Raw genomic sequence first — 10,596 nt, 5'->3', positions numbered from 1 at the left:
TAACAAACAACATTTTGTAACGAGGAGTAGTTATGGGTAAGGTTGAATTTACAACTGACAACGACCTGGATGTAATGGCTCAGGAGCTCAACTGTATGAAGGCTATGTTGACGTTGCTGCTCAAAGCGCTTGGCCAGGCTGATGCAGGAAAGGTGATCCTCAAGATGGAGAAGTATATCACCGAGCTTGATGATCCTACCCAGGCTGCCATTTTCAGCAGCACCATCAAGCAGATTACTCACGCTTATCGGCAATAAATCCCGCCGGCCCGGTAGGCGTGGCGTTGTGAAGTTTCCCTACGCCGCGCTGCCAGGCAGCTCAGATGTTGAATGGATAAATCCATGCTAGTATCCGTTCATTCACTTCATAATCAGTATCAGCAACATGTCTCTTCTGTTTAAAGCAATTATTGGCGCAGCCGTAGTCATAGTTATCGCTCTGCTGTCTAAAAGCCGACTCTATTACATCGCCGGGCTGGTACCGCTGTTTCCCACCTTTGGGCTCATTGCCCATTATATCGTCGGCAACGAGCGCGGTATTGAAGCGCTGCGCACAACCCTCATTTTCGGCCTGTGGGCGATTATTCCCTATATTATTTACCTGCTTTCACTGTTTGTGCTGGTCGGTTGCCTGCGTCTGCCCTATGCCCTGCTGAGTGCCACGGCATGTTGGTGCGTGGCCGCCTGGCTGCTGATTGTGTTGTGGCGGCGCTGGTACAGCATGTAAATACCCCTACCCAGACACTCCAGTGAAATAAGTCATTGGCGGCTTATATATTGACCTGGGGGTGAAACCATTGCTAAAAATTGCACATCTCGATGACAGGACCGTCCCCATTGTAAATTGTGTCTCTTCCCTCAAGGAATCATCATGAATTTTGAGCTGTTTAATCCTCAACATGGTGCGCCAAATCCTTCCAACGCACTTGCTCGTTACCCTCAATTAGCGGATTTTTATTCTCATCTTGGCAATACGCCGTTGATACCCGTGCCGAGTCCCCATGGTGGTGCCAAAATACTGGCCAAGTGTGAATATGAAAATCCATTTGGATCAGTCAAAGACCGCGCGGCATTCGGCATGTTCTGTGACGCCATCGACAGGCATGATCCGGACCGCGGGCCGCTAAAATTACTGGATGCCTCAGGCGGTAATATGGGCAAAGCTCTGGCGATGATGTGCCATCTCTGCGATATCCCGGTGCATCTGGTGATACCAGATTCTTCGCCGCAGGCGCTGGTCGATATACTCGAACAGCACAATGCCCGGATTACAAAAGTCGATCATCAGTATTTTTTACTCGGACTGATTGCCAAGGCTCAGGAAATCGCCCAGCAAGAGCCTGGCTGGACATTGCTCTCACAACATTTGAACCTGGTCAATGTGGCTGTTCATCAGCACCAGACCGGCAAAGAGATCCGGCGACAGCTGCATGGCCTAACAGCCAATGGCTGGGTGGCGGCGGTCGGTACCGGCGGCACGCTGTCCGGAGTTTATGCAGCCCTGAGTGAAGACAATCCTCAGGTCAAAGTACAGGGAACCACCCCGGCGGAACTGCCGTTTGGCACGATGGCACCGCCCGATGGGCGAAACAAGTTCGCTGGCGCCGGCGGTATGGGATTTGGCTTCAGGCAGCCTTTTATTACCCGGATGAAGGTACTCGACATCCCTTTTTACCCAGTCAGTTGGCAGGAGTCGCTGAGCGCAATGTTTGAATTTTATAAATTAACCGGTATGAAGATTGGATCGTCATCAGCGGCAAACTGGCAAAGCGCCTATCATCTGGCAGCTACCATGGGTCCGGAGGAGACAGTAATAACACTTTTTGCCGATGCTGGAAGCGACGCTGACCGGCTACAAGGAGAGGAGTTTTTTAATTGCAGCAGGCCGATTCATACCTGCTGAAATATCATAGCGATTTAAGCCAAAGCACCTGAGATTCGTTGACCGAATCCAGGGCCCAAAGCTTCTGCTGCTCTTTTCTTGCCAGGTTGGGAGTGGTGTCGTAAATAGCAGCAAAAAGCCGGTTGAATGTCGCCGGTTCAAATTGCCAGTAATAGGCTATTTCGGCTACCTGCCAGTGCCGATACTGCGGATGCAGCAGCATACGCGTAGCGGCAGTAATGCGTTTGCGACGGATATGCGCCACAATCCCACCATAAGATTCAAACAACCGGTAAAGCGAAGAGCGAGATAACCCGAAATTTTTACCAATCAACTCAGGCGTCAACAGCGGCAGTCGTAAATTGGCATAAATGAAATCACATACCCGACTCAGTACCTGCTCACTGACATCATTGGCAAGAGGTTGCCATTGGCTACAAGAGGATTTGATTGCGTGTACAAGGAACTCCATTACCGGCCGCGCGACCCTGTTGACATCATCTATAGACAAACCAGGGCTGGAGTCAATTAAGGATAAAATCTGGGAGGTAATTAAGCGGTTGAGGATATCCCGATGCTCAAGGACTTTACCATGCAGATGACAACCGTCTTCAGCATCATATAAAAACAGTCGGGGGATAGCAACATAGATTACTTCAATAGATTTTGTTTTATTACTTTCTAATAACTTCATTTTCATGGGTTGCAGGATATCAAGAATGATCAAATCACCAGGATCTAACACCGAAGCGTAATGGCCTATTTTGATTTCAATCCCACCTGTAAGGAGAATCATTAATATGAAATGATCATTTAAGTTGTCATATTTTGATGACAGATTACCAAGCATCTGCGCCGTAGAAGTTAATTTTCCACAGATGAAAATATTGAAATGATGGGCTTCAACGGACCAGCGTAAGACCTCGCTCTGGGAACGGGTAAATTCAGAATCGAGCAAGGCAGCATTAACACCAGCACGCCAGCGCTCAATTTTCGAAGCACGCTTTTCACGTTCATTGGAGTGATCAATTATTATGCGGCCAGGATGCACGGTCTGTGTTACCCATAAAGTAATCAACAAACTGTTATAACGAATTGAGTGTCAGCGCACAATAGATTTTTAGGATAATTCCGCTTTGCCGGGGTCCGCTCAACGTAAGCTCGGCAGCGGTCCTCATCCAACGGCTTTACTCGACTTATGCGCCTCTGTCGCCAGATAAAGATGTTAGCACTTAAGTCGTTGATCAAATTAAAAAAACGCAAGTTATTGAATATCTGTTTCTGTTTCAGCTTTATACTCGACGAACTGCGACACGTTGATGAGCCTTATCAAATGAGCCATAAGCAAGTCAGCATCAGATTGGAGAATTTCGTCAGAAGCGGCGCGGGCGGAATGGATGGCTTTCTCAATATTAGTGCTGATGATGTCAGACCGCCCCTCACCGGCAGTAAGCACCAGAGCCGCTACTATTAAAGACTGAGCTTCTATCTGAGCCGTGAGATCCTTCATTTGGGTATCGGTCTTGGCCAGCTTGTGCAGTATATCAATTACAAGGTTTTTCATGGATTTACTCAAAAATAGGTGCGCCGCTAGAAGTCATTGCGCCTACGGTGAAGCGCGGATTAATTCTTTTGCGGTAGTCCGAAATTACATCCCTGAAGCCAGAATACCATCTAAGCGTTACGATTTTGACAACGGCATCCTTTCCAACAAGAAGAGTATTAGAACTCTAAGCAAATAGTACCTTAAATAGAAGCTAAGTGAAATTACTGTTTTCTTGTACGGCGCCTTTGGACGAAGACATCCTTCGCTACGGGCTGTCATGCCATACCCTGGGTCCACGCTATACATTGACGCTTGTTTGCTCATACTGTTTAAAATTTGTTACATGATGGTATGCGATTTAACAATGGCCACTCTATTGTTATTATAATTATCCCGTCGATTGAAACTGCTGAACGTTTATTAACAGCCAATTGCATGGCATGTAAGCCATGAAATAATATCTCAATGGCGCAACGAGCTGCACTGCTTTAAACAAGGATTTGCTAAAAGGCGTAATGAAAACGGAAGATGAGATGGCAGCGCAGAATAAGATGTATACATAAATCTGTATTAGAAATGTTGGTGGGTCGTGTAGGGTTCGAACCTACGACCAATTGATTAAGAGTCAACTGCTCTACCAACTGAGCTAACGACCCAACGCCATGAATTATTCTCCTGTTAGCAGCCTATGTCAAATGTTTCATGGCAACAAAAGAACAAAAAAGATGCGTCTGGCGCAGAAAAGCTATATTTGCTCGAATAATAGCCAACAGTACGTTATTTTAACCTCCAATCAGCAGTAGGTAGCTTATATAACTGAGCTGGTAGTACGTTTCATTTCCCCATAGCCCGAAATACCGAGGGGCAGAGTTCAAAACGTCGACGAAACAGTGCAGTAAAATGTGCGTGGTTACTGAAGCCGCATTCAAGCGCAATATCTGCCACCCGCTGGTTGGTTGTCAGCAGTAACTCTCCGCCTTTTCGCAAGCGTTGCTCGATAAGCCATTGTTTGACGGGCATACCGTATTTTTGCTGAAATATAACGTTTAATTTATGTACAGATATACCCAGTTCGGTAGCGTAACGAGAGACCGCCCATTGCTTCAGGTAATGCCTATCAAAAAATTCCAATAGCGTACTGTTGATATTGAACGATACTAATTGATGAAATAACATGGAAAAGTAATGCTTGTCCGTTCCTAGGCAGTACAGATAGAGCAGACATATAGGTAAGCTTTTTTCAATTAGCATCAACTTTTCAGTGCTGTGGATCAGGCAGTCATCCACTGGCAAAGTTTTATAACCGGTCAAGGTACAGCTGTCCTCTATGGTGGTCAATGCGGCCTGTGCTATCAGTTGCTGATGAAGAGAGAGCAGATTTGTCGGATAACAGGTAATGATAATTCGGTCTTCTGGATTTGAGTTAATTAGCGAGACATTTTCGCCGGCAACAACTATATGCTTTTGTGGAATGGTAAATATTTTCCCTTGCATGCATAACGTTCCAGTTTTTTTAAAAAGTATAAATTGTATACTATTCATTGCTAAGTCAAATCCTTTTGCTATTTTCGCAAAACAAAGTCAGATTTACTATTTACAGCAAACTTGCTCAACCGCAACATAATCAAAACGCCAATCCGGCGGTAATAGAAAAAAAGAGCGAAATTTGAAATTGATCCCGCCGTGGGAGAAACTGTCTTGGGTAACGGGAGGTTATTTTTTTGGCAAATCAATACGCTCCCACTCCCCGATCGCTGGCATTTTCAGCACTGTAAGCATGTTTACCTCAATCCTCCTCTCATGGTGCGAGATAGTAAGTTCCCAGGGGTAAATGTACATATTACTCTTGAATAGCGAATGTATTTTTCAATTGAAAAAGCAGCGGCCATTTTCAAAAATAGATATTTTTTTGCTGGGGGTATGGCCAGGGCGTCGGCCGCACTCCTTTTAGATGAAAATCCCAAGTACTGTAGCGGGTTTAGTACCGCCCTGTCCTGTCGCTGTGGCTGTGGCTGCGCATACCGGGGCCAACACGCCTTTTTGTGGGTTAATCTTAAAACAATGTTTATGAGTTTCAATAAAATTTGATTAAGGTCATTATTTGTCCAGCCATACGATGATTTTATAGCACCTAGGCAACCGTTTGGCCGCGATGACAACATCAGCCTACCGCCTGCCTGTTTTAGCGTAATTTTATGTCATTGTGACTAGGGGAATCCGTTAATGTCTATCATTCGTACACGCTTAAAGCTGTTTGGCGGGGACACCGTCGTGGTTAAATGCTCAGAAAAATGCAGCATTCATCTTATTTGTGATAATCAACCTCAAGCGATGATACCTTCGCTCGGTTTTGGCGATATCCTAGGCGTAAACGACCGGAAAACCGCCTATCTAGGCGTACCTTATAACGGTCTTTGGAGTGTGGTGATAGATGCTGAAAGCGAGAGCCCCGAACATTCAGTCAACTATTTGCCTGCCTGATATCGGTTTATCAGACTGATGAAATGGGTACTTGGGCGCGCTTAAGGACTGATTAACCTCATAAGCAAACCCGGCCGCGCTGGGCAGCCGCGGCCGGGTGACCTAATGAGGTTGCCGTGATAACGGCGAGTTCAACGTCTAACCATAGTGACAATCGGAGCGCTAACCTGCCATTAGCGCAAACGGCCCCAACCTCTCGGCAGGTACCTTAATGAAACGTTGCGCCATGATGGGAGCCTATTGAGACCGGTTGGGTCCGTTGCTGCTGCTGCGACCGCCCTTTGCCCCGGCTCTGGCAGCACGCTGAGGATCATTCTTAACATTTCCCCCACTGTGCTGGCCACCTTTTTTGCCTGCTTTCGATGCTCTTTCACGGTCTTGCGCGAAATTACCTGATCCGCCTCTGTGATTGGACATTATTCACCTCCTTTTGCTGCAAGAAGAGATCATAGATGATAATAAAGGAGACAGAAGATGCATTCCTTTATTGTCCCCACGTCAGGACAGTGATTGATTCTTGCAATCTTACGTGTGAATAACAGTATAGTCGCCCGACGGGGGGAATCGGCAATATTAACAATCTGAAACACTCCTCAGTCAGCAATCTTAATAGAAACCGTATGTAAATAAGTAATTCGTTGTTTACGCATATTTTTTTGATGCCGTATAAATAGGATCGCTCTACGCTTACTGAAACATCCATTATCATTATTGACATAATATACCAATCATAAACCGGCTCGGTTTAATGCTTGTCATAAAATGACTTGGTTTAATGCCAATCATGGACTGACTTGGTTTAGACGCTTTTTATAATTCCGTCATATGTTGCATAGTGGCTATAACCTATTATCATTATTTATTGCAAGTCAATATTGACACGGTAAAACGTCATCATAGCGGCTCACTTAGAGTCACATTTGAGAATCACATTTCCTTTGAGGACTGAACATATGGCCAGGATACTTGTGCTTTATTATTCACTGTATGGACATATAGAGACCATGGCGCAGGCGGTGGCAGCAGGCGCCGCTAAGGTGAGCGGCGCTGAAGTCACCATTAAACGCGTTCCTGAGACCATGCCGGCAGACGTTTTTGCCAAAGCAGGAGGTAAAGCTTTTCAAGCCGCGCCAGAAGCAACCCCACAAGAACTGGCGGATTATGATGCTATCATTTTCGGAACCCCCACCCGATTCGGCAATATGGCGGGCGCCATGCGCAATTTTCTCGATCAGACTGGCGCTTTGTGGGCCTCTGGTGCCCTCTACGGCAAGGTTGGCAGCGTTTTTACCTCAACCGGCACCGGTGGCGGACAAGAGCATACCATAAGCTCAACCTGGACCACCCTTGCTCACCATGGATTTATTATTGTGCCTATCGGCTACGGTGCGAAGGAACTGTTTGATGTAACCCAGGTTGGCGGCGGAACGCCATATGGCGCTTCTACGCTTGCCGGCGGCGATGGGTCACGGCAGCCGAGCGAACAGGAATTGGCCATAGCCCGCTACCAGGGCCAGCACGTGGCTGCGATTACCTTGAAATTGAAGGGATGATTATACAGCTATCGGAATTTAAAAGGATGCTGCCTGGGAATGACATGGCATTATTGCCGGCCAGGCAGGATTGCATGATGTAGTCTATAGTTGTTGTTCTATGCGAGATAGCTTATTGGATAAGTTGTTATAAAAACTTTTTGAATCACCGATATTGAGGAGTAGTCATATGGCGGAAAACATCAAATCTTGGGCTGAAATACGTCAGACATCGATTGAAATTGCCGAGGCTATTTTCGAATTAGCTGATGATGATGAAGTTTTAGCCCAGAAAATTTGGGAAGAAGGCAGTGACGAGGCCTTGCAATTAGCTTTTACTAAAACAGATCAGAATAAATTGTTCTGGGGCGAGGAAACGGTCGAGCGCAAGAACGTATAAGCTGTGCCGTCACATTATTAAAGGCGTTATCCCTCTGCCCCGCCTCGGGGATAGCCTTGTTTATCATGTTGGCATCCCTCATTTTCAGGCTTAATTAGCTTGTCGTTAATCGTTATAACTATCTAATTTTAAGGAGCCATTGATGGCTTATAAAACTATTAATCCAGCGACCAACAAGTTGCTCAAAGAATATCAGCAGCATGATAATGCGTATGCGGATAAAGCACTGGATACAGCCCATCAGCTTTATAAATCCTCCTGGTCGCAGGATAGCGTTGCATCCCGAGTGCATATACTGCATAAGCTGGCGGACCTGCTGGATGACAACAACGAAGAGCTGGCGCGCATTGCCAGCACAGAAATGGGTAAGTTGATTGGACAAAGCCGTGCTGAAGTGACGCTATCCGCTAATATCTCTCGCTTCTACGCTATGCATGCCCAGACATTCCTTGCCGATGTGCCCTACTCTTCTGAGCTGGGCGAGGCCTGGGTCGAACATCATCCTATCGGTGTAATCATGGCGGTTGAACCATGGAACTTTCCCTATTACCAATTGATGCGCGTTTTAGCACCTAACTTGGCAGCCGGTAATCCGGTAATGGTTAAGCATGCCAGTATTGTGCCCCATTGCGCGGAACGTTTTGAGCAATTGGTTAATGAAGCCGGCGCGCCCAAAGGAGCCTATACCAATCTCTTTATTGATTCCAGCCAGGTGGCTCGACTGATCGATGATGAGCGCATTCAGGGTGTGGCACTCACCGGGTCAGAAAAAGCGGGCGCCAGTATTGCCGCAGCTGCGGGGAAAAATGTCAAGAAATCGACCCTCGAACTGGGCGGTAATGATGTTTTTGTCGTTTTGGACGACAGCGATCTGGACCAGGCAATCACCTGTGCAGTACAGGGTCGGTTGAGCAACGCAGGCCAAGTATGTACTGCTGCCAAGCGATTTATTGTCCATGAAAAAATCGCCGATTCATTTATAAATAAACTCACCAGCGCCTTTTCCTCAGTAAAAACCGGCGACCCGTTGGATGAATCATCGGAACTGGGTCCCTTATCCTCACGTGAAGCATTGGATGGACTGGCTGAGCAGGTCAATAAGGCTGTAAGCCAGGGAGCAAAACTGGCCATTGGCGGGGAGGTGATCAAGGGACCCGGCAATTTTTACCAGCCGACGATTTTGCTGGGTATTTCACGTGACAATGATGCCTACTTTGAAGAGTTTTTCGGCCCGGTGGCGCAGGTATATGTAGTAAAAAGTGATGAGGAAGCGATAACGCTGGCCAATGATTCACATTATGGGCTGGGCGGCGCCATCTTTTCGCAGAATATAGAGCGCGCAAAGAAAATGGCGTCCAAGATTGAAACAGGTATGGTGTATATCAATTCACCCACCGATACCTCTGCCGAATTACCCTTTGGTGGCGTGAAACGCTCAGGTTATGGACGTGAATTGTCTGATCTTGGTATCAAGGAATTCGTCAATCAGAAGCTGGTGGTCATCGCAAATCAATAAGCTTTCTCATTAAGGGGTCTAAGCCCCTTAAGGCTGCATAATACCCAGGGATAGCTCCCTGGGATCACCATCGTATGGAATGAATTAATATTAAGACTAACTTACTTTCTGATGGCGCTCTGAAAATCGCTTTTTCAAGAAATCATGACCGCGAGCAGTCACACCTCCTGTAACCATCACTCGAGAAAAGGTAAGTCTTTCAGTGTATTCATCGATAGCAAACTGGCATTGCTCGATTAATCCTTCACTGTCAGCAAAACTTATCGCTTTCGCTGTTTGCTGAAAATTGACTATAGCTTCCTGAGTGTCTGCTTCAGGTGCGAAGATTTTTTTACCCGTGCAGATTTCTTCGAGAATATTCTCAAGAATTAACCCTAGTGTTTTCATGATTGTTAACCTACGAATGAAAAACCACAGTGGTCTGGAGGACCAAAACTTTATTACAAGGAAATAGTATATTCATTGAGCCGGAGAATGCGCCCCTTAGAGGCCAATAAATTACATAACTCTGCATAAAATTGGTTTTTCGGACATATATTCTTAACAATACATTCACATCAGGGCATTGTACCGTTGAAAACTGCACAATCCGCCCCACGCAGTGGTTAAATCTTAAGCAGGGATGTATATCTCGTTATCCCTCGCTAACGTTAAAATTACGAAGCTTATTAATTTAGCACACTCACAAATTCCTAAAATGTTATTTTTAAACCAATGTTTTTAATGAATATTTATATAAATAGATATGATTTATAAATATCATGCATATTGGGATATATAGCGCGCCCGCGTAGAGTGATAAAAACGCAGTGACCTCGTAAAATATTGCCCGTTTTCATCGGCGACGAACAACCGCCGTAATGCGTTCAATATTGGCACTCAGTAAATCTATATCACTGACGCGTGTTTCATCTTTTCTGGCTCTCATCTCATCCAGGGCGCGGTTGATAGTAGAAATGACTTCATCCGTTTTTTCTTCACCCAATGAGGTTAAGATGGCAGCCACCAGGATCTCCAGGGATTCGACGGTAGCAAGAAGCTCTTTTTCCGCAGCCTCTTTTTGTGCCAGATTGATGAGGAGTTGGGATAGCAAACTGTTCATGATGACTCTTCAAGACTCGCAAGTGTGGATTTAAATTTATAGCAACATAAAATGTTTTGTGGAAGATGTTGAATACATTTACTTAAACCTCTAGCACAACAAAATCGGCCGCCAGTGGACAGGCAGCCGATTCATTTA

The 10,596-nt window shown here is 45.9% G+C and carries 13 protein-coding genes and 1 tRNA gene; 7 read left to right on the top strand and 7 right to left on the bottom strand.

Annotation, left to right across the window (positions count from 1 at the left end):
* The first annotated feature begins 32 nt into the window (after nt 1–32).
* The 3 genes from EDC52_RS08825 (at nt 33) to EDC52_RS08815 (ending at nt 1,902) form a co-directional block, all read left to right on the top strand.
* Nucleotides 33–257, top strand: a complete 225-nt coding sequence (locus tag EDC52_RS08825; protein WP_131864961.1) for a DUF2594 family protein — start codon at nt 33–35, stop codon at nt 255–257.
* A 127-nt stretch (nt 258–384) separates the two neighbouring features.
* Entirely contained in the window at nt 385–726 is a 342-nt protein-coding gene (locus EDC52_RS08820; protein WP_131864960.1) for a GlpM family protein, read from the top strand.
* 144 nt (nt 727–870) lie between these two features.
* Nucleotides 871–1,902 carry a PLP-dependent cysteine synthase family protein gene (locus EDC52_RS08815; RefSeq protein WP_131864959.1) on the top strand — a complete coding sequence of 344 codons (1,032 nt, stop codon included), beginning with the start codon at nt 871–873 and terminating at the stop codon, nt 1,900–1,902.
* 4 nt (nt 1,903–1,906) lie between these two features.
* On the opposite strand, the gene EDC52_RS08810 is transcribed toward EDC52_RS08815, so the two are convergent.
* The 4 genes from EDC52_RS08810 to EDC52_RS08795 all read right to left on the bottom strand — a co-directional run bounded on the left by EDC52_RS08810 (nt 1,907) and on the right by EDC52_RS08795 (nt 4,921).
* Nucleotides 1,907–2,932 (bottom strand): AraC family transcriptional regulator, encoded by a 1,026-nt coding sequence (locus tag EDC52_RS08810; RefSeq protein WP_131864958.1) that lies wholly within the window; start codon nt 2,930–2,932, stop codon nt 1,907–1,909.
* A 213-nt stretch (nt 2,933–3,145) separates the two neighbouring features.
* Nucleotides 3,146–3,445: an anti-adapter protein IraP gene (gene iraP, locus EDC52_RS08805; protein ID WP_131864957.1), complete on the bottom strand. Its 300-nt coding sequence runs from the start codon at nt 3,443–3,445 to the stop codon at nt 3,146–3,148.
* 562 nt (nt 3,446–4,007) lie between these two features.
* A tRNA-Lys gene (locus tag EDC52_RS08800) sits at nt 4,008–4,083 on the bottom strand.
* Between the two features lie 178 nt (nt 4,084–4,261).
* Entirely contained in the window at nt 4,262–4,921 is a 660-nt protein-coding gene (locus EDC52_RS08795; RefSeq protein WP_131864956.1) for a helix-turn-helix domain-containing protein, read from the bottom strand.
* Between the two features lie 729 nt (nt 4,922–5,650).
* On the opposite strand from EDC52_RS08795, the gene EDC52_RS08790 reads away from it, so the two are divergent.
* Complete coding sequence (locus EDC52_RS08790) at nt 5,651–5,908, top strand: DUF1883 domain-containing protein (RefSeq protein WP_131864955.1); 258 nt, start codon at nt 5,651–5,653, stop codon at nt 5,906–5,908.
* A gap of 237 nt (nt 5,909–6,145) precedes the next feature.
* Here the strand turns inward: EDC52_RS08790 and EDC52_RS08785 are convergent, their stop codons facing one another.
* Complete coding sequence (locus EDC52_RS08785; RefSeq protein ID WP_131864954.1) at nt 6,146–6,325, bottom strand: con-10 family general stress protein; 180 nt, start codon at nt 6,323–6,325, stop codon at nt 6,146–6,148.
* Nucleotides 6,326–6,861: 536 nt separating this feature from the next.
* On the opposite strand from EDC52_RS08785, the gene wrbA reads away from it, so the two are divergent.
* The 3 genes from wrbA (at nt 6,862) to EDC52_RS08770 (ending at nt 9,356) form a co-directional block, all read left to right on the top strand.
* Nucleotides 6,862–7,461 (top strand): NAD(P)H:quinone oxidoreductase, encoded by a 600-nt coding sequence (gene wrbA / locus EDC52_RS08780; RefSeq protein ID WP_131864953.1) that lies wholly within the window; start codon nt 6,862–6,864, stop codon nt 7,459–7,461.
* Between the two features lie 169 nt (nt 7,462–7,630).
* A complete protein-coding gene (locus EDC52_RS08775; RefSeq protein ID WP_131864952.1) occupies nt 7,631–7,840 on the top strand; it encodes a YccJ family protein in 210 nt (69 codons plus the stop codon).
* A gap of 142 nt (nt 7,841–7,982) precedes the next feature.
* Nucleotides 7,983–9,356: an NAD-dependent succinate-semialdehyde dehydrogenase gene (locus EDC52_RS08770; protein WP_131864951.1), complete on the top strand. Its 1,374-nt coding sequence runs from the start codon at nt 7,983–7,985 to the stop codon at nt 9,354–9,356.
* Nucleotides 9,357–9,452: 96 nt separating this feature from the next.
* Here EDC52_RS08770 and EDC52_RS08765 read toward each other — a convergent pair whose 3' ends face one another.
* Together EDC52_RS08765 and EDC52_RS08760 are read right to left on the bottom strand one after the other, a co-directional pair.
* Complete coding sequence (locus EDC52_RS08765) at nt 9,453–9,743, bottom strand: hypothetical protein (protein ID WP_131864950.1); 291 nt, start codon at nt 9,741–9,743, stop codon at nt 9,453–9,455.
* A gap of 448 nt (nt 9,744–10,191) precedes the next feature.
* The gene (locus EDC52_RS08760) at nt 10,192–10,458 is read right to left on the bottom strand and encodes a sigma-S stabilization anti-adapter protein IraP (protein WP_131864949.1); all 267 of its coding nucleotides are present in this window, start codon (nt 10,456–10,458) and stop codon (nt 10,192–10,194) included.
* Nucleotides 10,459–10,596: the final 138 nt, after the last annotated feature.

This window comes from Biostraticola tofi (assembly GCF_004343195.1).
Classification (GTDB): domain Bacteria; phylum Pseudomonadota; class Gammaproteobacteria; order Enterobacterales; family Enterobacteriaceae; genus Biostraticola; species Biostraticola tofi.
This window is presented reverse-complemented; position numbering and strand designations above follow the sequence as displayed.

Bases quoted from the DNA above. Each gene is read 5' to 3' on its own strand.
- EDC52_RS08785 (WP_131864954.1), bottom strand. From the start codon at position 6,325: ATGTCCAATCACAGAGGCGGATCAGGTAATTTCGCGCAAGACCGTGAA.
- iraP (WP_131864957.1), bottom strand. From the start codon at position 3,445: ATGAAAAACCTTGTAATTGATATACTGCACAAGCTGGCCAAGACCGAT.
- EDC52_RS08775 (WP_131864952.1), top strand. From the start codon at position 7,631: ATGGCGGAAAACATCAAATCTTGGGCTGAAATACGTCAGACATCGATT.
- EDC52_RS08825 (WP_131864961.1), top strand. From the start codon at position 33: ATGGGTAAGGTTGAATTTACAACTGACAACGACCTGGATGTAATGGCT.
- EDC52_RS08765 (WP_131864950.1), bottom strand. From the start codon at position 9,743: ATGAAAACACTAGGGTTAATTCTTGAGAATATTCTCGAAGAAATCTGC.
- EDC52_RS08815 (WP_131864959.1), top strand. From the start codon at position 871: ATGAATTTTGAGCTGTTTAATCCTCAACATGGTGCGCCAAATCCTTCC.
- EDC52_RS08770 (WP_131864951.1), top strand. From the start codon at position 7,983: ATGGCTTATAAAACTATTAATCCAGCGACCAACAAGTTGCTCAAAGAA.
- EDC52_RS08820 (WP_131864960.1), top strand. From the start codon at position 385: ATGTCTCTTCTGTTTAAAGCAATTATTGGCGCAGCCGTAGTCATAGTT.
- wrbA (WP_131864953.1), top strand. From the start codon at position 6,862: ATGGCCAGGATACTTGTGCTTTATTATTCACTGTATGGACATATAGAG.
- EDC52_RS08760 (WP_131864949.1), bottom strand. From the start codon at position 10,458: ATGAACAGTTTGCTATCCCAACTCCTCATCAATCTGGCACAAAAAGAG.
- EDC52_RS08795 (WP_131864956.1), bottom strand. From the start codon at position 4,921: ATGCAAGGGAAAATATTTACCATTCCACAAAAGCATATAGTTGTTGCC.
- EDC52_RS08790 (WP_131864955.1), top strand. From the start codon at position 5,651: ATGTCTATCATTCGTACACGCTTAAAGCTGTTTGGCGGGGACACCGTC.